The 23,706-nt window shown below is 61.7% G+C and carries 23 protein-coding genes and 2 tRNA genes; 18 read left to right on the top strand and 7 right to left on the bottom strand.

Annotated elements, in window-relative coordinates:
* The first annotated feature begins 38 nt into the window (after window positions 1–38).
* From BPRO_RS15375 to BPRO_RS15365, 3 genes are read left to right on the top strand one after another with little or no spacing between them, the layout of a single operon-like run.
* Entirely contained in the window at window positions 39–1,025 is a 987-nt protein-coding gene (locus BPRO_RS15375; RefSeq protein WP_011483988.1) for a 2-hydroxyacid dehydrogenase, read from the top strand.
* A gap of 31 nt (window positions 1,026–1,056) precedes the next feature.
* On the top strand, window positions 1,057–2,394 hold the full coding sequence (gene rmuC / locus BPRO_RS15370) for a DNA recombination protein RmuC (protein ID WP_011483987.1): 1,338 nt from the start codon (window positions 1,057–1,059) through the stop codon (window positions 2,392–2,394).
* A gap of 24 nt (window positions 2,395–2,418) precedes the next feature.
* Window positions 2,419–3,624, top strand: coding sequence for an MFS transporter (locus BPRO_RS15365; protein ID WP_011483986.1), 1,206 nt, complete (start codon window positions 2,419–2,421; stop codon window positions 3,622–3,624).
* Window positions 3,625–3,722: 98 nt separating this feature from the next.
* Here the strand turns inward: BPRO_RS15365 and BPRO_RS15360 are convergent, their stop codons facing one another.
* From BPRO_RS15360 to earP, 3 genes are all read right to left on the bottom strand, one after another.
* Entirely contained in the window at window positions 3,723–4,586 is an 864-nt protein-coding gene (locus BPRO_RS15360; protein ID WP_011483985.1) for a TIGR00730 family Rossman fold protein, read from the bottom strand.
* Between the two features lie 87 nt (window positions 4,587–4,673).
* Window positions 4,674–5,228, bottom strand: coding sequence for an elongation factor P (efp, locus tag BPRO_RS15355; protein ID WP_011483984.1), 555 nt, complete (start codon window positions 5,226–5,228; stop codon window positions 4,674–4,676).
* A 104-nt stretch (window positions 5,229–5,332) separates the two neighbouring features.
* On the bottom strand, window positions 5,333–6,460 hold the full coding sequence (gene earP, locus BPRO_RS15350; RefSeq protein ID WP_011483983.1) for an elongation factor P maturation arginine rhamnosyltransferase EarP: 1,128 nt from the start codon (window positions 6,458–6,460) through the stop codon (window positions 5,333–5,335).
* A gap of 203 nt (window positions 6,461–6,663) precedes the next feature.
* Here earP and BPRO_RS15345 point away from each other — a divergent pair, with 203 nt between their 5' ends.
* The 4 genes from BPRO_RS15345 to BPRO_RS15330 all read left to right on the top strand — a co-directional run bounded on the left by BPRO_RS15345 (window position 6,664) and on the right by BPRO_RS15330 (window position 12,087).
* The gene (locus tag BPRO_RS15345) at window positions 6,664–8,397 is read left to right on the top strand and encodes a DUF2235 domain-containing protein (RefSeq protein WP_041388864.1); all 1,734 of its coding nucleotides are present in this window, start codon (window positions 6,664–6,666) and stop codon (window positions 8,395–8,397) included.
* A gap of 74 nt (window positions 8,398–8,471) precedes the next feature.
* Window positions 8,472–10,472 (top strand): excinuclease ABC subunit UvrC, encoded by a 2,001-nt coding sequence (gene uvrC, locus BPRO_RS15340; RefSeq protein ID WP_011483981.1) that lies wholly within the window; start codon window positions 8,472–8,474, stop codon window positions 10,470–10,472.
* 121 nt (window positions 10,473–10,593) lie between these two features.
* Entirely contained in the window at window positions 10,594–11,160 is a 567-nt protein-coding gene (gene pgsA / locus BPRO_RS15335) for a CDP-diacylglycerol--glycerol-3-phosphate 3-phosphatidyltransferase (protein ID WP_011483980.1), read from the top strand.
* Between the two features lie 45 nt (window positions 11,161–11,205).
* The gene (locus BPRO_RS15330; RefSeq protein WP_011483979.1) at window positions 11,206–12,087 is read left to right on the top strand and encodes a DMT family transporter; all 882 of its coding nucleotides are present in this window, start codon (window positions 11,206–11,208) and stop codon (window positions 12,085–12,087) included.
* Here the strand turns inward: BPRO_RS15330 and BPRO_RS15325 are convergent.
* Window positions 12,029–13,045: a LysR family transcriptional regulator gene (locus BPRO_RS15325; RefSeq protein WP_011483978.1), complete on the bottom strand. Its 1,017-nt coding sequence runs from the start codon at window positions 13,043–13,045 to the stop codon at window positions 12,029–12,031. The two genes, BPRO_RS15330 and BPRO_RS15325, sit on opposite strands and share 59 nt — an antisense overlap.
* A gap of 101 nt (window positions 13,046–13,146) precedes the next feature.
* Here BPRO_RS15325 and BPRO_RS15320 point away from each other — a divergent pair, with 101 nt between their 5' ends.
* The 8 genes from BPRO_RS15320 to BPRO_RS30920 all read left to right on the top strand — a co-directional run bounded on the left by BPRO_RS15320 (window position 13,147) and on the right by BPRO_RS30920 (window position 18,522).
* On the top strand, window positions 13,147–13,293 hold the full coding sequence (locus BPRO_RS15320) for a hypothetical protein (RefSeq protein WP_157045811.1): 147 nt from the start codon (window positions 13,147–13,149) through the stop codon (window positions 13,291–13,293).
* Between the two features lie 3 nt (window positions 13,294–13,296).
* On the top strand, window positions 13,297–14,175 hold the full coding sequence (locus tag BPRO_RS15315) for an alpha/beta fold hydrolase (RefSeq protein WP_011483977.1): 879 nt from the start codon (window positions 13,297–13,299) through the stop codon (window positions 14,173–14,175).
* A 16-nt stretch (window positions 14,176–14,191) separates the two neighbouring features.
* Window positions 14,192–15,310: a tartrate dehydrogenase gene (locus BPRO_RS15310; protein ID WP_011483976.1), complete on the top strand. Its 1,119-nt coding sequence runs from the start codon at window positions 14,192–14,194 to the stop codon at window positions 15,308–15,310.
* Window positions 15,311–15,563: 253 nt separating this feature from the next.
* Entirely contained in the window at window positions 15,564–15,836 is a 273-nt protein-coding gene (locus BPRO_RS15305; protein ID WP_007874140.1) for an HU family DNA-binding protein, read from the top strand.
* 18 nt (window positions 15,837–15,854) lie between these two features.
* Window positions 15,855–15,930: transfer RNA gene (locus BPRO_RS15300), tRNA-Val, on the top strand.
* A 90-nt stretch (window positions 15,931–16,020) separates the two neighbouring features.
* Window positions 16,021–17,952, top strand: coding sequence for a SurA N-terminal domain-containing protein (locus BPRO_RS15295; protein ID WP_011483975.1), 1,932 nt, complete (start codon window positions 16,021–16,023; stop codon window positions 17,950–17,952).
* A 36-nt stretch (window positions 17,953–17,988) separates the two neighbouring features.
* Window positions 17,989–18,064: transfer RNA gene (locus BPRO_RS15290), tRNA-His, on the top strand.
* A 260-nt stretch (window positions 18,065–18,324) separates the two neighbouring features.
* Window positions 18,325–18,522, top strand: a complete 198-nt coding sequence (locus BPRO_RS30920; RefSeq protein ID WP_369794586.1) for a surface-adhesin E family protein — start codon at window positions 18,325–18,327, stop codon at window positions 18,520–18,522.
* 142 nt (window positions 18,523–18,664) lie between these two features.
* Here the strand turns inward: BPRO_RS30920 and BPRO_RS15280 are convergent, their stop codons facing one another.
* Together BPRO_RS15280 and BPRO_RS15275 are read right to left on the bottom strand one after the other, a co-directional pair.
* Complete coding sequence (locus tag BPRO_RS15280; RefSeq protein WP_011483974.1) at window positions 18,665–19,108, bottom strand: response regulator; 444 nt, start codon at window positions 19,106–19,108, stop codon at window positions 18,665–18,667.
* Window positions 19,109–19,279: 171 nt separating this feature from the next.
* On the bottom strand, window positions 19,280–20,254 hold the full coding sequence (locus BPRO_RS15275; RefSeq protein WP_011483973.1) for an NADPH:quinone oxidoreductase family protein: 975 nt from the start codon (window positions 20,252–20,254) through the stop codon (window positions 19,280–19,282).
* Between the two features lie 137 nt (window positions 20,255–20,391).
* Here BPRO_RS15275 and surE point away from each other — a divergent pair, with 137 nt between their 5' ends.
* The 3 genes from surE (at window position 20,392) to BPRO_RS15260 (ending at window position 23,097) form a co-directional block, all read left to right on the top strand.
* On the top strand, window positions 20,392–21,177 hold the full coding sequence (gene surE / locus BPRO_RS15270; protein WP_011483972.1) for a 5'/3'-nucleotidase SurE: 786 nt from the start codon (window positions 20,392–20,394) through the stop codon (window positions 21,175–21,177).
* Window positions 21,178–21,186: 9 nt separating this feature from the next.
* Window positions 21,187–22,044: a protein-L-isoaspartate(D-aspartate) O-methyltransferase gene (locus BPRO_RS15265; protein WP_041388860.1), complete on the top strand. Its 858-nt coding sequence runs from the start codon at window positions 21,187–21,189 to the stop codon at window positions 22,042–22,044.
* A gap of 96 nt (window positions 22,045–22,140) precedes the next feature.
* Window positions 22,141–23,097, top strand: a complete 957-nt coding sequence (locus tag BPRO_RS15260; protein ID WP_011483970.1) for a peptidoglycan DD-metalloendopeptidase family protein — start codon at window positions 22,141–22,143, stop codon at window positions 23,095–23,097.
* A gap of 162 nt (window positions 23,098–23,259) precedes the next feature.
* Here the strand turns inward: BPRO_RS15260 and BPRO_RS15255 are convergent, their stop codons facing one another.
* Window positions 23,260–23,670, bottom strand: a complete 411-nt coding sequence (locus BPRO_RS15255; RefSeq protein WP_011483969.1) for a VOC family protein — start codon at window positions 23,668–23,670, stop codon at window positions 23,260–23,262.
* Window positions 23,671–23,706: the final 36 nt, after the last annotated feature.

Raw genomic sequence — 23,706 nt, 5'->3', positions numbered from 1 at the left:
CATTCAACCGTTCAAGCAAAGAAAGTCGAGATCTTCTCATGAGCAAACCCAAAATTCTGGTCGCACGAGCCGTCTTTCCTGAAGTGATTGCCCGCCTGGAGCAGCATTTCGAGGTGCAGGCCAACCAGGACGACCAAACCTGGTCCAAGGCCGAACTCACGGAACGCCTGCGTGACAAGGATGGTGCTTTCACCACCGGCGGTGACCGCATTGACGCAGAGGTTCTTGCGGCTTGTCCCCGGCTCAAGATCTGCGCCAACATGGCCGTGGGCTATAACAACTTTGATGTCGATGCCATGACGGCGGCCAGGGTGCTGGCCACCAATGCCCCCGATGTGCTGACCGAAACCACGGCGGACTTCGGCTTTGCGTTGCTGATGGCCACCGCCCGCCGCATCACCGAGAGCGAGCACTACCTGCGTGCCGGAAAATGGACCAAGTGGAGCTACGACATGTTTGCCGGCTCCGACATCCATGGCGCCACGCTGGGCATTCTGGGCATGGGCCGCATCGGGCAGGGCATCGCCAAACGAGGTGCGCTGGGTTTCGGCATGAAGGTGATTTACCACAACCGGTCCCGCCTGGAGGCCGCACTGGAAGCGGAATGCCTGGCCAGTTATGTGAGCAAGGATGAGCTGCTCAAGACCGCCGACCACCTGGTGCTGGTGCTGCCGTACTCGCTGGCCTCACATCACACCATAGGCGCGGCCGAGCTGGCCCTGATGAAGCCGACGGCCACGCTGATCAACATTGCGCGCGGCGGCATCGTGGATGACGCCGCCTTGGCCGCTGCCTTGCGTGACAGGCGCATCGCCGCTGCCGGCCTGGATGTGTTTGAAGGCGAGCCCAAGGTGCATCCTGACCTGCTGACCGTGCCCAATGTGGTGCTGACGCCCCACATCGCCAGCGCCACCGTGCCCACACGACTGGCGATGGCCAACCTGGCGGCCGACAACCTGATTGCTTTCTTCGATGGAAAAAAGCCCCTGACTCCGCTGAATCCTGCGGTGTTGACTGTCCAATAAATAGCAACATAAATAGCGAACCGCAGACCCTATGGATTACTGGTTGATGATGGCCCTGCTGCTGGCCAACCTGCTGTTGCTGGTCTGGCTGCTGGTGCGCAAGCCCGCCGACAGCGGCCGGACCGAATTGCTCGCCGGCATGACGGCAGGCCACGACCGGGTGGAGCGTGAGTTGCGGCGCGAAATCACCGACAGCGCCCGCAACGGCCGCCAGGAACTGGCCAGCATCTTTGCCACATTCCAGCAGACGCTGGTGCAGCAAAGTGCCGAAGCCATACGCACGCAAAACTCGCAGATCGATGCGTTTGCGCAGCAACTGGCGCTGTTGCAGAAAACCCTGTCGGACACCCTGACGACGCAGCTGCAATCCGTCAGCGAATCGAATGCCCGACGCATGGTCGAGGTGCGCGAAACGCTGGAAAAACAGCTCGCGCAACTGCAGCAGACCAACTCGGCCAAACTCGACGAGATGCGCAAGACGGTCGATGAAAAACTGCAGACCACGCTGGAGACGCGGCTGGGCGAGAGCTTCAAGCAGGTGGCAGACCGGCTCGAGCAGGTGCACAAGGGCCTGGGCGAGATGCAGACCCTGGCGCAGGGCGTGGGCGACCTCAAGCATTTGCTGACCAATGTCAAGACGCGCGGTATTTTTGGCGAGGCCCAGCTGTCGGCCCTGCTGGAGCAGGTATTCACGGTCGACCAGTACGCGGCCCAGGTGATTACCCGGCGTGGCGGTAAGAACCCAGTCGACTTTGCCATCAAGCTGCCGGGCCGGTCCGACTCCGGTGAACCCCTGTGGTTGCCGATTGATGCGAAATTTCCCAACGAAGACTACGAGCGCCTGCTCGACGCGCAGCAGCGTGCCGATGTGCTGGGCGCGGACGTGGCCGGCAAGGCGCTGGAAGTCCGGATCCGGCTGGAAGCCAGGTCGATATCTGAAAAATACATTGAGCCGCCCTACACCACCGACTTCGCCATCCTGTTCCTGCCAACGGAGGGCCTCTACGCAGAGGTGCTGCGCCGCCCCGGCCTGATGGAGAGCCTGCAGCGCGATCACCGCATCACCCTGGCCGGCCCCACGACGCTGCTGGCCATGCTGACTTCCCTGCAGATGGGCTTCAGGACACTGGCCCTTGAAAAGCGCTCCAGCGAAGTGTGGCAGGTGCTAGGTGCGGTGAAGACCGAATTCGCCAAGTTCGGTGATGTGCTGGCCAAGGTGAAGTCGCAAACCGAAAGCGTGCTCAACACCCTGAGCAGCGCCGAGCAGCGCAGCCGGGTGATGGGCAAGGCCCTGCGCAACGTCGAGGCCTTGCCGGACGCCGAGTCGGCCCGGCTGATTCCGATGGACAAGGATGTGGATGAGAGTTGAGTCGCGTTTCATGACCCGTCCCGCATGACCCGTGAATTGGCCCGCCTGATCCTGGCGCAGATCTGCCTGCATGCCTGCATGGCCGGCACACGCATGACGGCACCGCTGCTGGCGCTGCGTGAGGGCTATAGTCCTGCGGCGGTCGGCGTGCTGCTGGCACTTTTTGCCGTCACCCAGGTATTCCTCGCCCTGCCCGCAGGGCGCTTTGCCGACCGCCATGGCCTCAGGCGGCCCATGGGCTTCAGTGTGATGGCTGCGGTGGCCGGTGCCAGCGCCGCAGTGGCTTTTCCGGTGTTCCCGGTGCTGTGCCTGGCCGCATTGCTGACCGGCGGCGCTACGGGGGCTGCGGTAATTTCGCTGCAGCGCCACGTGGGGCGGGCGGCATCCGGGCCCTTGCAGCTCAGGCAGGTCTTCAGCTGGCTGTCGATTGGCCCTGCGGTTTCCAATTTCATTGGGCCTTTCACGGCCGGCCTGCTGATTGACCACGCGGGCGCCGTGCCCGGCAGCCTGGAGGGCTATCGGGCAGCTTTTTTCCTGATGGCGGTGTTGCCTATTGCCAGCTGGTTTCTGGTTCGGCGCACCCGTGAACTGCCGCCGGTGATTGCCGCAACGGGCGGTGTGCAACCCAAGGCCTGGGATCTGCTGCGCGAGCCCACGTTTCGCCGGCTCATGCTGGTGAACTGGTTTTTGTCGTCCTGCTGGGATGTACACACCTTTGTCGTGCCGGTGCTGGGCTTTGAAAGAGGCATCAGCGCTTCGGTCATCGGCTCCATCCTCGGTGCCTTTGCCATCGCCGCGGCCGTCATTCGCATGGTGATGCCGCTGCTGGCCGCTCACCTGCGGGAATGGCGGGTGCTGGCCAGCGCCATGCTGGCCACGGCAGCGCTGTTCGCAATTTACCCGCTGATGCGGTCGGCGCTGGGCATGGGTGTCTGCTCGGTGTTGCTGGGTTTTGCCCTTGGCACGGTGCAGCCCATGATCATGAGCATGCTGCACCAGATCACTCCAGAAGCCCGCCACGGCGAGGCGCTGGGGCTGCGGTTGATGGCGATCAACGCCTCCAGTGTGCTGATGCCCATGCTGTTTGGTTTCGCCGGCGCCCTGGTGGGCATTGCGGGCGTTTTCTGGGTCACTGGTGCGCTGGTGGGGGCCGGTTCGCGCACGGCCTGGCTGCTGCAGCACAGCCTGCCACTCCATGACGGGCACCCCGAGCAGAATCGGCCGCAGTGATCTGCGCGAGATCCAAAGGCAATTTCCGCCAGACCCGCGTTGGTGCGCCGGTATCCCCAAGGGTTTAGCCCCGCAGGGCGAGCGTGGAGGCGCCCCGCTTAGAGGTGGTAAAAATCCTTGATGGCGTCCCAGGCGGCCTGCGGTTCGTCGACATACTGGAACAGCTTGAGGTCTTCCGGCGCAATCGCGCCTTCTTCGATCAGCACGTCAAAGTTGAAGAGCCGCTTCCAGTACTCGGAGCCGAAGAGCACGATGGGCACCGGCTTGGCCTTGCCGGTTTGCACCAGCGTGATGACCTCGAACAGTTCATCGAGCGTTCCGAACCCCCCCGGAAAAGCCACCAGTGCCTTGGCACGCATCATGAAATGCATCTTGCGCAATGCGAAATAGTGGAACTTGAAGTTCACCGAGGGTGAGATGTAGGGGTTGGCCGACTGCTCGTGGGGCAGCACAATATTGAGTCCCACGGTCAGCGCGCCCATTTCCTGGGCACCGCGGTTGGCTGCCTCCATGATGCCCGGGCCGCCGCCGGTGCAGATGAAGAGTTGCTCGGAGGGCGGGCGATGGTTGCTGTAGGTCGCAACCAGGCGCGCGAACAGGCGTGCCTGGTCGTAATAGTGCGCATTGCGCGCATGGCGGCGAGCCAGCAGGAGCGCTTCCTCGTCGCCACTCTCCTCGGCCAGTTTGACGCTGGCGCTGGCCTGTTCAGGCGGCGGGAATCGCGCACTGCCGAACACCACAATGGTGTTTTCAATGCCTTGTTCCTGCTGCTCCAGGTCAGGTTTGAGCAACTCCAGCTGAAAACGGATACCGCGGGTTTCGCGCCGGAGCAGGAATTCCGGGTCGGCAAATGCCAGCCGGTTGGCATCGGCATGGAGGGGATAGCCCTGGTTGGAATGCGCCTGCAACTCCGCCCAGGCATCGGCCAGCCGGTTTACCGATAAGTCTTGTGTTTGGTCCATAAGCCATTGTGAACGATTGGAGCGGCCGCCAAGTAAAAAAGGCTCCGTGAGGAGCCTTTTTGAGCCGACGGCAAGCCCTCATTCTTTTTAGACGCGCTTGCGGTACTCGCCGGTGCGGGTGTCGATTTCGACCACGTCACCCTGGGCGACGAAAATGGGCACGCCGATCTCGAAGCCGGTGGCAATCTTGGCAGGTTTCAGGACCTTGCCTGAGGTATCGCCCTTGACGGCGGGCTCGGTCCAGGTGATTTCGCGCTGGACGCTGGTAGGCACCTCGACGGAAATGGCCTTGCCGTCATAGAACACCACTTCAAGCTCCATGCCGTCCTGCAGGTAGTTCAGCGAGTCGCCCATGTTTTCGGCTTCGACTTCGTACTGGTTGTACTCGGAGTCCATGCAGATGTACATGGGATCGGCGAAGTAGGAGTAGGTGCATTCCTTCTTGTCGAGGATGACCTGGTCCATCTTGTCGTCAGCCTTGAACACGACTTCGGTGTTGAAGTTGGCGATCAGGCTTTTGAGCTTCATGCGCACGGTGGCGGAGTTGCGCCCACCGCGGCTGTATTCGGTCTTGAGCACCACCATCGGGTCTTTGCCGTGCATGATGACATTGCCAGCGCGTATTTCTTGAGCGATTTTCATAGCAGTTCTACTTGAGGGTAGGCCGCCGAACGCTTGCACCTGTGTGCGGTTCTGCGGCGGGTTGTGCGGCTCGCCCAACAGGCTGATCCGCAAAGCCTTTGATTTTAACGGTTTTTTGCCACAAATTCGAGCAGGCGGGTACTCAGGTCCTGCTGCGCCAGCAGGCGGGACCGGGCTGCCAGTGTGGTTATTTGCCATGCCGGCAAGTCCGGCGCCGGGCTGGCACCGCCGGCCAGTTCGATTTCGTCCGCATTCCAGTGCGCATGAAAGGCCCGCAATGAAGGAGGGGCATCCAGCATGTCGAGAAAGGCGTGCAGCTTGGCCTGGTGTGCGTCATCGTGCTGCGGGTAGATCTGCCAGACGAAAGGTTTGCCGGCCCAGAGGGCGCGCACCACGGAGTCTTCACCGCGCACAAAATTCAGGTCGCAGGCCCACAGCAGGTGGTCGAACTGCGCTTGCGGCAGCAGCTTCAGGTGTGAAATTGACAACAATTTGTGACCGTTTGCCAAGGGCAGGGGCCAATTTTCATGACTCAAAGCGGCTTTCACGGCATTCCCCGCCCGTCCAGCCGCTACCAGCAGGCGCACCGGCTGGCCCTCGAGGCCATGCGCCGCAAAATGCGCGAGCAGCCCTGGGAGCGCGGACGGCTCGTAGCAATACAGCGAAACCAGCTTTTCGCCGCGCCATGGGATGGACTGGGAGGCCAGCCAGGCGGCGCGGTCAAACCGGGCCTGGCGCTCGGCCAGGTCGGCTTCGCACAGCAGGCCGCCCGTCGAAGGGGTGAAGCCGGGGTAAAAAAACCACTTGATCCAGCCGGCGGCCGGTCCGCCCTGCACGGGCGACGGCATGGCGTGGCAGCGCTCCACATAGGGCTCGGCGGACAGGTACTCGAGGTTGATCCAGACGGGTTTTTTGCCGCCCGCCTTTTCAAGCCGGACACAGGCAGCGATGAATTCAGGTGCAATTTCGCAGCCGAAGGCTTCAATCATCACGTCGGATGGCTGCTGGTCAAGTCCGGCTGCGGCCAGGTCCAGCGGTTCGCCCCAGGGCAGCACGCGAACGCCTTTGCAACGGGCGGGGGCCATCCAGTCCAGTGCCGACGCGTCATCGACCCATAGCCGCACCTGATGGCCGCGCGAGGCCAGGTCGGCGGCCAGGCGCCAGCACACGCCAATGTCCCCGAAGTTGTCGATGACCTTGCAAAAGATGTCCAAAAAACGCACGTCAGCCATGCAGGTATTGTGATGCCGGGGCGGTCGGTGCAGCTGCGCCACAGGCTGGCAGCGCCCGGTCCGCCGATGAACGTCGGTAACGCAGGTGAATATTGCCCGAACAGTCGTGATGCATTGGCCAGGACGCTGCGAACACCGGGTCTGTGGCTATGCTTGTTGCTGTAGCGCGATGTGGAGTTCAGTACGGCAAGAGGAGAGGGCCCATGACACCGAGGCAATTGATCGTCTGCTGCGACGGCACCAACAACAACCTCACGGGTGGCAGCCACGACACCAACGTGACCAAGCTGTGCGACCTGCTGGCACCTGAAGCTGGCGGCCAGCTCCTTTACTACGACCCTGGCGTGGGCAATCCGGGCGAGTTGCCGGGCGCGACGGTGTCGGACAGCATTAGCCGCCGCTACGAACGGCTGTACGGCTTGGCGTTTGGCAAGGGCATCTACGAAAACATCGCCGAGGCCTACCTGTTTCTCATGCGCCACTACCGGGCCGGCGACCAGATTTTTTTGTACGGATTTTCACGCGGGGCTTTCACGGCGCGCAGCATTGGCGGCCTGGTCACGCAATTCGGACTGCTGCGGCCCGAAATGGACGGCCTGGTGCCCACGCTCCTGCATGTCTATTTTTCCGACCGCGAAAAAGGTGAAGGTCAATATCAGCGCATCAGAGACCAGATCAACGAGCTGTTTTGCGCCAGTGACAGCCGGCTTGCCCCGATCTGGTTTGTCGGCGTGTGGGACACCGTGGCATCTGTCGGTGCGCCTTTCCTCAGCCGGACCATCACCGCGTCGCCCACCATCGTGGGCAAGCGCTTTCATCATGTGCGCCAGGCGCTGGCGCTGGACGAGTACCGGCGCTCCTTCGAGCCCCGCCCGTATTACATCGACCCGGCCTTCGACTACGCGGCGCACAGGCAAAGCATCCGGCAGCTGTGGTTTTCCGGGTCGCACTGCGATGTGGGCGGCGGCTACGTCACCTCGGCCGCGCGGCTGTCCAATGAGTCGCTGCAATGGATGCTGGAAGAGTCTGTGGCATGCGGGCTGCGCCTGCCGGCGGTGCTGATGACTGCATCGGGCCAGGTGGATGCCCAGGCCGTGCTGGACGCCCAGAGAACGACGACAGGTCTGCCGCCTTTCATGGCCGTGCCGCAGGTGCACAGCGAAACCCGCGAGACATCCCTGTGGGCGCTGACCGGCCTGCAGCAGCGCAATCCGCATGGGGTGGAGGCTCCGAACGGCGCCACGCTGCTGGCGTATCCGGTCGAGCATCCCTGCGTCGCGCAACTGAAGCTGTCCTTTCCAGAGGACACGGTGTGGGTCAAATCGCGCCCGCTTCTCGGGCTGGCCGTCGCAGTGGTGCTGCTGCTGGCTTTCTGGTCGGCCGCGGGCGGGTTGTTGAGAGGAGCCATCTCCCCGGGCACGATGTCCCTGTGGCAATGCCTGAAGGTTCTTGTCACCGCGCTGCCGGAGGCCGCGGCAGCCAACCTGGCGCTCGCGCGCTGGCAGGCCGGCTGGTGGCTGTCGTGGGCCTACCCCACGGCAAGCCTGCCTGCCTTTGGGTCCGTGGTGTGGGCGTTGCTGGCTGATCTGGGCGTGATCGCCGCCTACGCCTACCTTGTTTCGCGCGGGATGACCTGGGCGTTTGCCCGCGTGGCCGGACTGCGCCGGGCTTTTCAGCGGCCGTCGGCGGTGCTCAACCTCCTGGGCCTGAGCGGCTTGCTCATGGTTGCGGCCGATCTTGCAGAAAACCTGTTCACCGTGATGATTGTTTGCTGGTTTCCGGCTTCATTTCTTCGCCAGGCGGAGCTGTTGCTGGGTCTGGTGATGACGGTTGCCACGCTGGCCAAGTGGGCTGGCCTTGCAGGCTGTGCCGCGCTGCTGATCTGGGGCGTGGCCAGCCAGCGGCGTGCCGGCCGTCCCGCCCCCGCCCCCGCCTGAGTCCGCGCACCTGCGGCTTGCCGTCCTTCTTCGGCTCGCAGTGAGGGTTTGTCGCAGGCGGCAAAATACAGCTTATGCCCCAAAACATGACCGCCAGCCATACCCCCGAGTTGCTCGCCGAGGTGGCCGCATTGCCGGCGATGCCCGGCGTGTACCGCTACTTCGATGCCGAGGGCGGGGTGCTCTATGTGGGCAAGGCGCGCAACCTGAAGAAGCGGGTGTCCAGCTATTTCCAGAAAAACCATGGCGCCACGCGTATTGGCCACATGGTGACCAAGATCGTCCGCATGGAGACCACGGTGGTGCGGTCGGAGGCCGAGGCGCTGCTGCTGGAAAACAACCTGATCAAGACGCTCAACCCGAAATACAACATCCTGTTCCGGGACGACAAAAGCTACCCCTACCTCAAGCTGACCGCCGTGCAGCCGAGCGAGGCGGGCAGCGCCCCCGTGGCAACGGCTTTTCCGCGCATCGCCTACTACCGCGGCGCGGTCGAGAAGAAGCACCGCTACTTCGGTCCGTACCCCAGTGCCTGGGCGGTCAAGGACACCATGCTGCTGCTGCAGAAAGTGTTCAGGCTGCGCACCTGCGAAGACACGGTGTTCAACAACCGGACGCGCCCTTGCCTGCTGTACCAGATCAAGCGCTGCTCGGCGCCCTGTGTGGGCCATGTGTCGCCCGAGCAGTACGCACTGGACACGGCCAATGCCGAGCGGTTTTTGCAGGGCCAGACGCAGGAAATCCTGACTGAACTGGAAAGGAAAATGCTGGCGCATGCCGACCGGCTGGAGTTCGAACAGGCAGCCGAGTTGCGCAACCAGATGTCGGCGCTGTCCAAGGTGCTGCATCAGCAATCCATGGAGATCGGCGGCGACAAGGACGTGGACATCCTGGCGGTGAAAGTGCAGGGCGGCAAGGCTTGCGTCAACCTGGCCATGGTGCGTGGTGGCCGCCATCTGGGCGACCGGCCTTACTTTCCGACGCATGTCGAAAACGCCACCGATGTGGCCGCGCTCGACGCACAGGCCGATGAGGGCGCGGGCGGCGGGGGCCCTGAAAGCGATGATAGAGCCGGCAAAACCGTTGTCCCCCTGCCGGCGCGGCCCGCCAAATCGCTGGAAGCACTCGTGCTGGAGGCTTTCATTGCCCAGCACTACATCGACGTACCCGTGCCGCCCACGCTGGTGTGCAGCGAGCCGGTGGACAAGGACCTGATCAGTGCGCTCGCCGCGCAGACCGGCAGCAAGATCACGGCCATACACCAGCCGCGCGAGCAGCGCCGCATCTGGCTCGACATGGCCCAGAAAAATGCCGCCCTGCAACTGGCGCGCCTGCTGGCCGAGCAGGGCTCGCAACAGGCGCGCACACGTGCCCTGGCCGAAGCGCTGGACCTGTCGCTGGACAACCTGGATGCCCTGCGCATCGAGTGCTTTGACATCTCGCATACCGCGGGAGAGTCGACGCAGGCTTCGTGCGTGGTGTTTCAGGGGCACAAGATGCAGAACAGCGAGTACCGCCGCTACAACATCGAAGGCATCACCCCCGGTGACGACTACGCGGCCATGCGGCAGGTGCTGACGCGCCGCTACACCAAACTGGCCGAAGCCGCGCGCAATGGCAACGCCAGGCTGCCCGACCTGGTGCTGGTCGATGGCGGCAAGGGGCAGGTGTCGATGGCGCGCGAGGTGTTTGTGGAGCTGGGCCTGGACCTGGGGCTGATCGCGGGCGTTGAAAAAGGCGAGGGTCGCAAGGTCGGGCTGGAAGAGCTGGTCTTTGCCGACGGGCGTGAGAAGGTCTACCTGGGCCGTGATTCCGCCGCGCTGATGCTGATTGCGCAAATCAGGGACGAGGCCCACCGCTTTGCCATCACCGGCATGCGCGCGAGGCGGGCCAAGGTCCGCGTGGGCGGCAGCAAGCTTGAGGACATTGCGGGCATTGGTCCCAAGCGGCGCGCCAGCCTGCTGCAGCGTTTTGGCGGTATTCGCGGCATTGCGTCGGCCAGCGCCGAAGACATTGCCACGGTGGACGGCATTTCGAAAGACCTGGCCGAGGAGATTTACCGCGCGCTGCATTGACTGCGTCGCCCGGGGCTGTGCAGACCTGTGCAGACGTTTTTTGCGCAACGAAGTGCACCGATTTGGCGAGCCCGGAGCACCACTTTGGCAGGGGTTCGCGGCTCGTGCCAAAATCAGGGCCATGTTTCTGACCATCCCGACGCTGATGACCTGGACCCGCATTGTTGCGATTCCACTGATCGTGGGCGTTTTCTACCTGAACATCGCCCCCGCCGAGCGCAACCTGATCGCCACCGTGATGTTCATTGTGTTCGCCGCCACTGACTGGCTGGACGGCTTTTTGGCGCGTCGGCTGAACCAGACTTCCTCCTTCGGTGCATTCCTGGATCCGGTCGCTGACAAGTTCCTGGTGTGTGCTTCGCTGCTGGTGCTGGTGCATCTGCAGCGTGCGGATGTGTTTGTGGCGCTCATCATCATTGGCCGGGAGATTGCCATTTCGGCGCTGCGCGAATGGATGGCGCTGATAGGTGCCACCAAGAGTGTTGCCGTGCACATGCTGGGCAAGGTCAAGACCACCGTGCAGATGATTGCCATTCCCTTCCTGCTGTTTGACGGCATGCTGCTGGGAATGATCAACACCCATGTCTGGGGCACCTGGCTGATCTGGATCTCGGCCATCCTGACCGTCTGGTCCATGATTTACTACCTGCAAAAAGCCATACCGGAAATCCGGGCGCGGGCCAAATAACCCGCCGTGAGGTCTTCTCCCGCTGACGGTGTCCTGATCCGGGCCATGCCCGCCGTGTTCGTGCTGATCTGGAGCACCGGCTTCATCGTCGCCAAATACGGCTTGCCGTATGCGCCGCCGCTGACCTTCCTGGCGATCCGTTATTTCCTCTCCATTGCCTGCTTTCTGATCTGGATAGCGCTGGCGCGCGCGTCGTGGCCGCGGGAGGGCCGGCAATGGCTGCACCTGGCCGTCACCGGCGTGCTGATGCAGGCAGGTTACCTGGGCGGTGTCTGGGTCGCGGTGAAGGCTGGCATGGGTTCGGGCCTGACGGCGCTGATCGTCGGCTTGCAGCCGGTGCTGACGGCGCTGTGGGTGTCATGGATGGCGTCGGGTGACACCCGCCAGCAGGGCTCCACAGTTACGTCCCGGCAATGGATGGGGCTGGCGCTGGGCCTGGGCGGCTTGCTGCTGGTGGTGTCACACAAATTGGGGGGCGGACATGAGGTGACGGCATTGACGCTGACCGCCACGCTGTTTGCGCTGTTCAGCATCACCGTCGGTACGCTGTATCAAAAGCGCTTTGTCAAACCTGCCGATGTGCGCTGTGCCGGTGCGGTCCAGATGGGCGCGGCCCTGCTCGTGACCTTGCCGCTGGTTTTTTTTGAAACCGGGGCGATTGTCTGGAACCACCAGTTTGTGGGAGCCATGGCCTGGTCGGTGCTGGTGCTTACGCTGGGCGGCAGCTCGCTGCTGTATTTGCTGATCCAGCGCGGCGCGGCCACGTCGGTGACCAGCCTGCTTTACCTGGTGCCGCCGACGACGGCCCTGATGGCCTGGTTGCTGTTTGATGAGGCCATCACCATGACTACCGTGGTGGGTACGGCGCTCACCGCGCTGGGCGTGAGCTTCGTGGTGAGGTCCGCGAAGCCTCCGGCGGCGGCGTAGCGAAGGAACGCCTGCGGGCATCCGTCACCGTACTGTTTTTCCACGGTGCACCCTGAAACTGGGCGAGCAAAAAGTCAACGAGCAGGCGGATACGCCGCGGTGAATCGGGCCGGAAGGGGGCCAGCCAGTGAATATCGGCATCGGGCATGGCGTAGCCCGGCAGCACGCGCACCAGCTCGCCGGATGCCAGTTGGGGTGCAATATCCCAGAGGCTGCGCAGCATGATGCCGCGGCCCTCGACACACCAGTCACGTACCAGTTCACCCGAGTTGCTCGACAGCGGCCCGCGTACCCGTACCCGCGCCGGTGTTTTTTCGCGCTCCTTGTGCAGCGGCCAGACATCAAAGCGCTGGCCGGTGGCATTGCCGTTTTCGCGCACGATCAGGCAGGTGTGGCGCTGCAAGTCTTCCAGGCTGGCCGGTGCGCCGTGTTGCCGGATGTAGCGGGGCGATGCCACCAGCACGCGCTGATTGCGCGCAAGCCGGCGTGAGACCCATTGCGCCGCCTGTCGGCCTTCAACTTCCCACAGCCAGATGGCGCCGTCGAATCCGCCCTCCGCAAGGTCGGGCAATTGCTCGGTCAGTTGCAACTGGATCTCGATGCGCGGATAGCGCTCCTGAAAGTCGGCCAGCGCCGGGCCCAGCCACAAACGCCCGAAGCCAAACGTCGCTGCCAGCCGGATCAAACCCGTGGGCTCCGACTGGCGCTCCTGGAGCTCGGCTTCCAGCGCGGTAAAGCCTTGCAGCAGTGCGAGGGCACGTTCGCACATGGTCTCGCCCTCGGCCGTTGCGCTGACGCGCCGGGTCGTGCGTTGGAACAGTCGCTGGCCCAGGCGGGCCTCCAGCGCGGCAAGCCGCTTGGTCACCACGGGCGGCGCCACATCGAGGCTGAGGGCGGCCGCCGTCAGACTGCCGTGCTCGCGGACGGCCAGTACCAGCTCCAGATCGCTGCGATCCATTTATTCCTTTAAAGCAATAATCAATTGCCTGATTATTGCTTGAATCGGGATCCCTGTTTCTGCACAATCGACTGAAAATCACTGAGGCCCACGAGATCTGCATGCAATCCATCTTCCGTCCCGATCCCGGTCCCCGACAAGCACGGCGCTTGCTGATGCGCTGGCTGCCGCATACCCGGCGCGGAGCATGCGTTTCCTGGCAGCCGGCGCAGAAAAAACCGGGTGCCGAAAAAGAGAATCAAGGCTGACTGATGTTCGAGAGCTTTTCCTCCTCCGAGATCAATGGCCCCGCCGGTGCTCTGCGCACCTTGCGGGGAGGCCATGGGGCGCCGCTGCTGTTGCTGCATGGCCACCCTCAAACGCATGTGATGTGGCACGCGGTGGCCGATGAACTGGCCAAGGTGTTTACCGTGGTCCTGATGGATTTGCGTGGCTACGGCGATTCAGCCCGGGTCGGCGCCGACCCGGAACATCGCGCTTATTCCAAGCGGGCGATGGCGCTGGATGCCGTGGCGGTGATGCGCCACCACGGCTTTGACCGCTTTCAGATACTGGCCCATGACCGTGGCGCGCGCGTGGCGCATCGCCTTGCGGTGGACCATCCCGCCATGGTGCAACGGCTGATGCTGCTGGACATTGCACCAACGTTGGGCATGTATGAGAACACGTCCGATGCTTTTGCACGCGCTTACTGGCACTGGTTCTTTCTGATCCAGCCGCCGCCCCTGCCGGAAGCCCTGATCGAGTCCGATCCGGTGCGCTATGTGAGAAGCGTGATGGGCAAACGCCATGCCGGCCTCGGGGCGTTTGCACCGGCTGCGCTGGCCGAGTACGAACGCTGCGCGCAGATTCCCGGAACCGCCATGAGTATTTGCGAAGACTATCGGGCCTCAGCCACGATTGACCTGGACCATGACCGCGCCGACCGAACCGCCGGCCGCCAGCTGGCGCAGCCGCTGCGCGTGCTGTGGGGCGCGCATGGCGCCGTGGGCCAGTGCTTCGATGTGCTCGGCCTCTGGCGGGAACGTGCCAGCGACGTCTCGGGGATAAGCCTGCCGTGCGGGCACTATATTGCGGAAGAAGCGCCAGCATTGTTGCTGGAACAAGCCCTGAATTTTTTCGAAACTTAAACCAGAGGACCACATCATGAGCATCACCACGACAAACCAGGCCAGCAAGAAAAGAATCGCAGTCATCGCCGGTGACGGCATCGGCAAGGAAACCATGCCCGAGGGCGTTCGCGTGCTGGATGCGGCGGCGCGCAAATTCGGCATCGACCTGCACTTTGACCACTTCGATTTTTCCAGCTGGGACTATTACGAAAAGCACGGCCAGATGATGCCGGACAACTGGAAAGACCAGATTGGCGGGCATGACGCGATTTACTTTGGTGCGGTGGGCTGGCCCGAGAAAATTGCCGACCATGTATCGTTGTGGGGTTCGTTGCTCCTGTTCAGGCGCGAGTTTGACCAATACATCAACCTGCGGCCGGCGCGGCTGATGCCCGGCATCATCGCACCGGTGGTACGGCGTGATGGCAGCCCGCGGCAACCCGGCGAGATCGACTTTTACATCGTTCGTGAAAATACCGAGGGCGAGTACTCCAGCATCGGCGGCAGGGCGTTTCCCGGCACCGATCGCGAGTTTGTATTGCAGGAGTCGGTTTTTACGCGGGTCGGCGTGGATCGCGTTCTGAAGTTTGCGTTTGAGCTGGCCCAGTCGCGCCCCAAGAAACACCTGACCAGCGCGACCAAGTCCAACGGCATTTCAATCTCCATGCCTTACTGGGATGAACGGGTGGCCGAGATGGCCAAGAGCTATCCGGCGATTCGGCTGGACAAGTTTCACATTGACATCCTGACCGCGCATTTTGTGCAGCGCCCGGACTTTTTCGATGTGGTGGTGGCCAGCAATCTGTTCGGCGACATCCTGAGCGACCTCGGACCTGCCTGCACCGGCACGATCGGTATTGCACCGAGTGCCAACCTGAATCCGGAGCGCAAGTTCCCTTCGCTGTTCGAGCCGGTGCATGGCTCGGCGCCGGACATCGCAGGGCGCAACCTTGCCAATCCCATTGGCCAGATCTGGTGCGGCGCCATGATGATGGAGTTCCTGGGGCACAAGGAGGCGCATGATGCCATTCTTGCCGCGATTGAGAAAGTGCTGCGCCCCGACAGCGGTGCACCGCGCACCCCGGACCTGGGTGGCAAGGCCGGTACGGCCGATGTTGGCAAGGCTGTGGCGGCTGCGCTGGCAGAGGTGTAACGGTATTTTGTCAAGCGCGAAAATTACGCGTTGCACTTATGATTAACCGATTAAAGCGGGAAAAAACCGACTAGAATCCGCCTCCGCACGTTGTAAAAACCCGATGCTGTATTGACACGTTAGAAGTCCATGGCTCTAATGGCAATCAGCAGAAAACCTGCACATGCCGCTCCCGCTGACACCCCCATCGCGGTGTCCCGGGAGATATTTTTTAGAGACAAACAGATTAACTTTTTATAACGAGGGGCTCCTTGTGAACAAGACTGAACTGATCGAGCACATTGCCAAACACGCTGACATTTCCAAAGCTGCCGCCACGCGCGCGCTGGAGTCAACCATTGGTGCTGTGAAAACAACCCTGAAAAAAGGAGGCTCCGTGTCTCTTGTGGGTTTTGGCACTTTTGCCGTGGGCAAACGCGCTGCCCGTACTGGCCGCAACCCGCGCACCGGCGATGCGATTAAAATCAAGGCTGCCAAGGTTCCAAAGTTTCGTCCGGGCAAGGCGCTCAAAGACGCTTTGAACTGATGCAAAAGGTTTAAGGTGGGGTGCTTAGCTCAGTTGGTAGAGCAGCGCCCTTACACGGCGTAGGTCGGCGGTTCGAGCCCGTCAGCACCCACCACCCATTGAAAAAGGCGAACGAGGTTCGCCTTTTTTGTTGTGGGCCCCCTGGTTTTATCGGTAAAGCAGTCAGTCGTACAGGAAATTCGAGATGTTTGATTTCATTCGCAAGCACACCAAAGTCACCATGGCCTTGCTGTTTTTGCTGATTGTTCCGTCGTTTATTTTGTTTGGCCTCGATGGCTACAACCGATCGAGGGAACAAGGCGTGGCGGTTGCCAGGGTGGATGGAAAAGACATCATCCAGTCCGAGTGGGACCGCGCGCATCAGCTGGAAGTTGACAGATTGCGGGCTTCCATGCCTTCGCTGGATGCCAAGCTGCTGGATTCACCGCAGGCCCGTTATGCCACGCTGGAGCGCCTGGTGCGCGATCGCGTGATCGCCGCCGCGGCCGACAAATTCAAGCTTGTCATCAGTGACCAGCGTCTGGCCCGCGAACTGCAGCAGAGTTCCGAGATTGCGTCACTGCGCCGCTCTGATGGCAACCTCGACATGGAGCGCTATCGCCAGGTGCTGGGCAGCCAGGGCATGAGCCCCGAGATGTTCGAGGCCAATGTGCGGGCCGATCTGTCGAATCGCCAGGTGCTGACGGGCATTGGCGCCAGCGGTTTTTCTTCCAGCTCCGCGGCCGACCTGGCGCTCAACGCCTATTTCGAAAAACGAGAAATTCAGCTTGCCCGTTTCAATGCGGCTGATTTCGCGGCGAAGCTCAGCCCTACAGATGCCGATCTCGATCAGTTCTACAAGGCGAACGAAAAACTCTTTCAGGCGCCGGAGCAGGCGAGTATCGAGTACGTGATGCTGGACGTGGAGACGGTCAGGAAAAGTATCACGATCAATGAGGCGGACCTGAAGACCTATTACGAGCAGAACCTCCAGAGGCTCAGTGGCGCCGAAGAGCGGCGAGCCAGCCATATCCTCATTACCTCGCCCAAGACAGCGTCTGCCGAGGAACGCCAGAAGGCCAAGGCCAAGGCCGAGGAGCTGCTGGCTGCCGTCAAAAAATCTCCCGATACCTTTGCCGACGTGGCGCGCAAGAATTCGCAGGACCCGGGTTCCGCACCCAGTGGTGGCGATCTCGATTTCTTTGCCCGGGGCGCCATGGTCAAGCCGTTTGAAGATGCCGTGTTCTCGATGAAAAAAGGGGACATCAGTGCTGTGGTGGAGTCCGAGTTTGGCTACCACATCATCAGGCTCACCGACATCAAGGCACCCAAGCAGCGCAGTTTCGAAGAGATGAAGCCCGAGCTGGAAGCCGACTTGAAGAAGCAGCAAGCCCAGAAGAAGTTTTCTGAAGCCGCAGAAGCCTTCACCAATGGCGTGTATGAGCAGGCGGGCAGCCTCAAGCCGGTTGCGGAGCGCCTCAAGCTGGATATCAAGACGGCCAGCAACGTGACGCGTCAACCGTCAGCAGGTACTACGGGTGTGCTCGCCAATCCGAAATTCCTCAATGCACTGTTTGGGCCCGATGCGGTCGAGAAAAAGCGCAATACCGAAGCCATTGAAGTGGCACCCAGCCAACTGGTTTCGGGCCGCATCCTCCAGTACACCCCGGCGCGTACCCAGCCTTTTGCAGAGGTGAAAGACATCGTGCGCCAGCGCTGGCTGGCTCAACGTAGTGCAGAAGAAGCTCGCAAGGAAGGTCTCGCCAAACTGGTGGCCTGGAAGGCCGCTCCGGCTTCGGCCGTGCTGGCAGCGCCGGTGCTGGTGTCGCGTGAGCAAACCCAGAACCTGCCGGTTCAGGTGATTGATGCTGCCCTGCGCGTTGACGCCAGTGCACTGCCGGTGTTTGCGGGCGTTGACCTGGGTGCCCAGGGCTATGCCATCGTGAAGGTCGCTAAAGTGATGCCCCGCGATGCGCGACCTGACGCCGCAGCCAAACAGGAGCGCAACCAGTACGCCCAATGGTGGACGTCTGCCGAGAATCTGGCTTATTACAACGGCCTGAAGGAACGTTTCAAGGCGGAAATCCTGGTCGCAAAGCCCGCATCCGTGAATGCAGACGAGGTCGTGACGCAATAAACGCCCGCTGCTTTGCCGCTATAATGTGAAGTTCTGGTGGCTGTAGCTCAGTTGGTAGAGTCCAGGATTGTGATTCCTGTTGTCGTGGGTTCGAGCCCCATCAGCCACCCCAGATGAATAAAGGAAAGCCTGCTATCAATTCGATAGTGGGCTTTTTTCTTTGGTGCCGGTTGTAGGCAATCTGTAGGCAACTTGCCCAAATTTGCCAGTCCCATACGCAAGAAAACCCGCACGCGGCGGGCTTTCTTGGTTGGGGCGGTGACGTTTATCTCTAATGGCTAACGCCTTGGCTTCGATAACCAGTGGACTTGCACTGCGTCCCTTTCAGCGGGTGGTGCAGTTCATCTGATTGCCTAGCATGGTGCAGTTGACATGCGCATGATTCCGGTCCGTATCAGCCGGGCTACGACGTGGACTACGGAAGAGGGCATTCAGTTTCGCTCTGCGGAGGCTGAGGTGCTGATTGACTGTGACCGGCAATCCGCTCGCTACCTGAACGCCGCTTTTTACAGCGAGCCTGACTTCAAGGGGCAGGCCTTCAGGTGCTCACTTCTGCCAAGGAAGACCTGAGTCTCGTGGCTTTCAGGGACATTGGCGAGCACCTGAATGCCCGCATCATCAAGGCAGCCTGCAACGCTAAAAACGTCACGAGCAAGTAAAGAAAGACCGGCGGGCACCAGCGTGCCTGGCCTCGGGCAGGTTTCGCGGCTGGTCAGATGATGGTAAGCGGTGCGAAGTTGGAGGTGCGCCAATATTCCCGGACCTGCTGGAGCTTTTCCTCAAAGTCACGGTAGTCGAGCGGCTTGCTCACGTAGCTGTTGAGCCCGCCTTTGAATGCGCGCACCGCCTCGGATTGCTCGCTCACCAGGGTCAGCATCACGACCGGAACAAAAAACGTCCGGGGATCCTCCCGCATGCGCCGCATCACCTCCAGGCCGCTCAGCTTGGGCAGCCCCAGATCCAGCAGGACCAGTTCGGGCTGGCTGTTGGCGTTGCGGTCTTTATAAACACCCTCGCAAAATAAATAGTCGAGGGCCTCGCGTCCATCCCGGGCGATCACGATGTCATGAGGCACCCCGTTTTGTTGCAGCGTGGTCAAGGTCAATTCGAGGTGGTCGGTATTGTCCTCTACCACCAGCATCGTCGGTGTGCTCATTGGCTGCTCCTCGGTAATGAGTCTTCAATATACCTTTTAAATGTGTTGCAGTAATTGATGGTGTTGATGGTGCCGCGTCAAACTGCGGAAAATGCCCGCATTGCGAAATTTTTTCGTCGATTTTAAAAATATGTCAGTTCTATCGATTTTTCCGACGCGCTGTTGATTTTGTCAATTAATCATCACCAGTTTGCCTTTGACCCCACGGGAACCCATGTAGGCATAAGCTGCCTTGAGTTCAGCCATGGGCATGGTGCGGTCGATGGCTGGTTTGATCTTGCCCTCGGTGTACCAGCGGGCCAGCTCGGCCATCATGGCCGCGTTGGCCTTGGGTTCACGCCTGGCAAAGTCACCCCAGAACACGCCAACGATGGAGGCACCCTTGAGCAGCGCCAGGTTCAGTGGCAGCGAAGGGATGGGGCCTGATGCAAAACCAACCACCAGGTAGCGGCCGCGCCAGGCAATCGAGCGGAAAGCCGGCTCAGCAAAGTCGCCGCCCACCGGGTCATAAATCACATCCGGGCCGTTGCCGCCGGTCAGCGTCTTGATTTCATCGCGCAGATTTTTGCTCGTGTAGTTAATCGTGGCGTCTGCGCCGAGGGCGCTGCAAAACGCGCATTTCTCATCGGTCGAGGCGGCGGCAATCACGCGGGCGCCTGCCGCCTTGGCGATCTGGATGGCGGCGGTGCCGACTCCGCCCGCAGCGCCGAGCACCAGCACGGTTTCGCCGGCCTTCAATTGCGCGCGGTCCATCAGGGCATGCCAGGAGGTGGCGTAAATCATGATGAAGGCGGCTGCATCCACGTGCGAGAACCCGGCGGGCAGGGGCATGCACAGGGCTGCCGGCGCAATGGTGTGTGTGCCGAAACCACCGGTTCCAGACAGGCAGGCGACATTCTGGCCCACCTGCAGGTGCTTCACGCCTTCGCCCACGGCCTGCACCACGCCGGCGTACTCGGAGCCCGGCACAAAGGGCAGGGGCGGCTTGATCTGGTACTTGTTCTGCACGATCAGCAGGTCGGGGAAGTTGAGGCTGGCGGCCTTGATCTCAATCAGTACCTCACCTTCTTTGGGCTGCGGCGTCGGCAGCTCTTTCCAGGTCAGGGCGTCTACGCCAGTGGGATTTTCACAAAGCCAGGCTTGCATGGGATGTCTCCGGAGATGGGGCCAAGGGGGAAAGAAAAGCGGGCGGGATGCTTTCACGACATCATAGGCAAAGCTGTGATTCCCGGGCTGGCAAAACCGGTCCGGGCTGTCGCAGCCGTGACCCGTAAAATCACTGCATGAAAATCCTCATTTGCAACGACGACGGTTACCAGGCCTCCGGCATCATCGCCCTCTACGAGGCGCTTAAAATCGTCGCCGATGTCGAGGTCGTGGCGCCCGAGCAGAACAACAGTGCCAAATCGAATGCGCTTACCCTGCACTCGCCGATGTACGTGCAAACGGCGGCCAACGGTTTTCGTTACATCAACGGTACCCCCGCCGATTGCGTGCATATTGCCCTGACAGGCCTGCTGGGCTACCGGCCGGACCTTGTGGTTTCAGGCATCAACAACGGTGCCAACATGGGCGATGACACGATTTATTCAGGCACGGTGGGCGCCGCGATGGAGGGCTATCTGTTTGGCATTCCTTCCATCGCGTTTTCACAGACGGAAAAAGGCTGGGCCCATATCGATGTCGCGGCCCGGCGCGCGCGTGAGCTGGTGGAACAACTGATGCCTTCGCTTGAAGTGGTGGCTGAAGGTGCGCAGCCGGCGCTGGCGCCGTGGCTGCTCAATGTGAACATTCCCAACTTGCCGGACGACCAGATCCAGGGCGTCAAGGTGGCGCGCCTGGGGCGCCGCCACGCGGCCGAGCGCGTCATCACGCAGACCAGCCCGCGTGGCGAGACCATGTACTGGATCGGCGGAGCCGGGCCCGCCAAGGAGGCGGGCGAGGGTACCGACTTCTACGCGACCAGCCAGAAGTTTGTGTCCATCACGCCGCTTCACGTGGACTTGACCGACCACGAGCGTTTGCCTTATTGGGAGCAGGCCGCGGCCCGGCTCACCCAGGCGCATTGACCGCAGACGATGAAATCCAGCTTCAAGCCTCCTTTCAATCCCACCGCCAAAGCACCTGCCGTGGCGAGCCGTCCCGCATTTCCGGTGCGATTGAAACCCGGGGAGGGCATGCCGTCTGCTACTAAATTGGTAGCTACTGCAGCACGTCCTACGGGAAATGCAGCAAAAAATGGTTTCAAGAAATCAGTGCCAGCGGCAGCGCCTGACGGTGTCGGACTGGATTCCCACGCGGTGCGTGCGCGCATGGTGCACAAGCTCGCGGCACAGGGCGTATCAGACGCCCGGGTGCTGGCTGCCATGGGCCTGGTGGAGCGCCACCGCTTTGTCGATACCGCCCTGGTCAACCAGGCGTATGAGGACACCAGCCTGCCGATTGGCCTGGGCCAGACCATTTCCAAGCCCAACGTCGTGGCGCGCATGCTGGAACTGCTTTGCCAGGGGGCGGCGGGCAAGCTGGACCGGTTGGGAAGGGTGCTGGAGATCGGTACCGGCTGTGGATACCAGGCCGCCCTGCTCAGCCACCTGGCAAACGAGGTCTACAGCATCGAGCGGCTGCGCGGCCTGCATGACAAGGCCCGGGAAAACCTGCGGGCTTTGCGCCTGCCCAATGTCCACCTGTTGTTCGGTGATGGCATGATCGGGTACGCCAAGGGAGCGCCGTACGCGGCCATTATTGCGGCGGCGGGCGGTGAAGCCATTCCGCCCGCCTGGGTGGAGCAACTGGCCGTTGGCGGGCGTCTTGTCGCGCCCTTGCAAACTGCCGCCGGCGTGCAGGCGCTGGTGGTGGTGGACAAAACGCCCCTGGGCGTCAAGCAGACAGTGCTGGAAGCCGTCCATTTTGTACCTTTAAAATCGGGTACGAGCTGAAGATGGCTTGAACAGCCCATGAAGATCTCATGAAATATCCCATGAAGATCGAGTCCATATTGAAGTCATATTGAAGTCAAGAAGACGAAAGAACCAATGAATCAAACCTTTAGGTCGAACAGCGCAAAGTCTGTCGTCATCTCGGGCGCTGGCCAGGGCATCCGCACCCGGCTGGCCAATTTGACGCTGCCGTGCGCTTTGGCTGCCACCCTGCTGCTGGCAGCGGGCTGCGCCTCGCGCTCCCCCACCCACGCGCCGGTTGAAGACCGCGGTACGGGGCTGTCGCGCCAGCTTCCCGCTGCGGTCGACCCCGCCAACATCAAGCAGCCGCCAGGTTTTGAAAATGCCGGAAAACCCGGTTACTACACCGTTAAACCTGGCGACACCATGATCCGCATTGGCCTGGAAAACGGCCAGAACTGGCGCGACATCGTGCGCTGGAACAACCTTGACAATCCCAACGTGATTGAAGTTGGGCAAGTGCTTCGCGTCGTACCGCCCGCCAGCGAAACCACCGCCGTGGTGACACGGCCGGTGTCGCCCGGCTCGGCTGCAAGCGCAACCGCCATCCCGCCGGCCCAGGCCGTCAGCGGCGCCCGGCCTGCGTCGGCGCCAGCCAGTGCTGGCGCTGCTCCAGCCGCTGCGGTAGCTGCGCCCAGCGCTGCACCAGCGGCCACGGGGGATGAAGACGTGGGATGGATCTGGCCCGCCCATGGCACGCTGCTGACGGGGTTTGACGAGGCCAAAAACAAGGGCGTCGATATCGCGGGCAGGGCCGGTGATGCGGTGCTTGCTTCTGCCGATGGCCGGGTCGTGTACGCGGGCGCGGGCCTGCGGGGCTACGGCAACCTGGTCATCCTCAAGCACAACAACACCTTTCTCACGGCCTACGCGCACAACCAGACGCTGCTGGTCAAGGAAGACCAGACGGTCAAAAAGGGCCAGAAGATTGCAGAGATGGGCAATACGGACGCTGACCGCGTGAAGTTGCATTTCGAGATTCGCCGCCAGGGCAAACCTGTGGACCCAGCGAAATACCTGCCCCCCAAGTAATTCGCGTTTCCAGGTTGCACCTGCCTGCCGAAAAAAGCCCCGCACTGCGGGGCTTTTTTCGGCAGGGATCGGCGAACGGCAGGCGAGCGATGCGCCTATATTTTATGGTTGTGGTTTGCTATTTTATTTGTAGCAGATTGACAGATTCACTGCGCCCCGGCATCACGACGTTTGCATTATTTCGTCGTAACCTCGTCCCCTGAATTCGAGCAGATCCAGCCCGTGGCCAAAAGGGTCTGCCAGCCCGGCAATTCGGCCCCACGCGCGCTCGGCCACCGGCATTTCCAGGACTGCACCATGGGCCTGCAGTCTTCGGACAGCCGCCTCAATGTCCTGGACCACAAAGTCCAGGTGCACGGGCGTCCAGTGGCGGCCGTAGTGCCGCGTGCCGGTGCTGTTGGCCACTGGCTGGGTGCCCGCGGCATTGAGCAGCAGGTCTATCGGGCTGCCTGCACCCAGAATTTCCACGAAATCGCTCTTGAAACGGCGGCCGACATGCAGGCCCAGGCCACCGGTGTAAAACGCGATGGCCCGTTCCATGTCATCCACATCGATGCAGATACGCAGTTCCATGCTGCAACCTTTCCTGTCTGTTGTAGGGAGTCTGGA

It is taken from the genome of Polaromonas sp. JS666 (assembly GCF_000013865.1).
In the GTDB taxonomy this organism is placed as follows: domain Bacteria; phylum Pseudomonadota; class Gammaproteobacteria; order Burkholderiales; family Burkholderiaceae_C; genus Polaromonas.
This window is presented reverse-complemented; position numbering and strand designations above follow the sequence as displayed.

What these genes read in the sequence shown, in the direction of transcription:
- BPRO_RS15375 (WP_011483988.1), top strand. Translation starts at nt 39, where the DNA reads ATGAGCAAACCCAAAATTCTGGTCGCACGAGCCGTCTTTCCTGAAGTG.
- rmuC (WP_011483987.1), top strand. Translation starts at nt 1,057, where the DNA reads ATGGATTACTGGTTGATGATGGCCCTGCTGCTGGCCAACCTGCTGTTG.
- BPRO_RS15365 (WP_011483986.1), top strand. Translation starts at nt 2,419, where the DNA reads ATGACCCGTGAATTGGCCCGCCTGATCCTGGCGCAGATCTGCCTGCAT.
- BPRO_RS15360 (WP_011483985.1), bottom strand. Translation starts at nt 4,586, where the DNA reads ATGGACCAAACACAAGACTTATCGGTAAACCGGCTGGCCGATGCCTGG.
- efp (WP_011483984.1), bottom strand. Translation starts at nt 5,228, where the DNA reads ATGAAAATCGCTCAAGAAATACGCGCTGGCAATGTCATCATGCACGGC.
- earP (WP_011483983.1), bottom strand. Translation starts at nt 6,460, where the DNA reads ATGGCTGACGTGCGTTTTTTGGACATCTTTTGCAAGGTCATCGACAAC.
- BPRO_RS15345 (WP_041388864.1), top strand. Translation starts at nt 6,664, where the DNA reads ATGACACCGAGGCAATTGATCGTCTGCTGCGACGGCACCAACAACAAC.
- uvrC (WP_011483981.1), top strand. Translation starts at nt 8,472, where the DNA reads ATGCCCCAAAACATGACCGCCAGCCATACCCCCGAGTTGCTCGCCGAG.
- pgsA (WP_011483980.1), top strand. Translation starts at nt 10,594, where the DNA reads ATGTTTCTGACCATCCCGACGCTGATGACCTGGACCCGCATTGTTGCG.
- BPRO_RS15330 (WP_011483979.1), top strand. Translation starts at nt 11,206, where the DNA reads ATGCCCGCCGTGTTCGTGCTGATCTGGAGCACCGGCTTCATCGTCGCC.
- BPRO_RS15325 (WP_011483978.1), bottom strand. Translation starts at nt 13,045, where the DNA reads ATGGATCGCAGCGATCTGGAGCTGGTACTGGCCGTCCGCGAGCACGGC.
- BPRO_RS15320 (WP_157045811.1), top strand. Translation starts at nt 13,147, where the DNA reads ATGCAATCCATCTTCCGTCCCGATCCCGGTCCCCGACAAGCACGGCGC.
- BPRO_RS15315 (WP_011483977.1), top strand. Translation starts at nt 13,297, where the DNA reads ATGTTCGAGAGCTTTTCCTCCTCCGAGATCAATGGCCCCGCCGGTGCT.
- BPRO_RS15310 (WP_011483976.1), top strand. Translation starts at nt 14,192, where the DNA reads ATGAGCATCACCACGACAAACCAGGCCAGCAAGAAAAGAATCGCAGTC.
- BPRO_RS15295 (WP_011483975.1), top strand. Translation starts at nt 16,021, where the DNA reads ATGTTTGATTTCATTCGCAAGCACACCAAAGTCACCATGGCCTTGCTG.
- BPRO_RS30920 (WP_369794586.1), top strand. Translation starts at nt 18,325, where the DNA reads ATGCGCATGATTCCGGTCCGTATCAGCCGGGCTACGACGTGGACTACG.
- BPRO_RS15280 (WP_011483974.1), bottom strand. Translation starts at nt 19,108, where the DNA reads ATGAGCACACCGACGATGCTGGTGGTAGAGGACAATACCGACCACCTC.
- BPRO_RS15275 (WP_011483973.1), bottom strand. Translation starts at nt 20,254, where the DNA reads ATGCAAGCCTGGCTTTGTGAAAATCCCACTGGCGTAGACGCCCTGACC.
- surE (WP_011483972.1), top strand. Translation starts at nt 20,392, where the DNA reads ATGAAAATCCTCATTTGCAACGACGACGGTTACCAGGCCTCCGGCATC.
- BPRO_RS15265 (WP_041388860.1), top strand. Translation starts at nt 21,187, where the DNA reads ATGAAATCCAGCTTCAAGCCTCCTTTCAATCCCACCGCCAAAGCACCT.
- BPRO_RS15260 (WP_011483970.1), top strand. Translation starts at nt 22,141, where the DNA reads ATGAATCAAACCTTTAGGTCGAACAGCGCAAAGTCTGTCGTCATCTCG.
- BPRO_RS15255 (WP_011483969.1), bottom strand. Translation starts at nt 23,670, where the DNA reads ATGGAACTGCGTATCTGCATCGATGTGGATGACATGGAACGGGCCATC.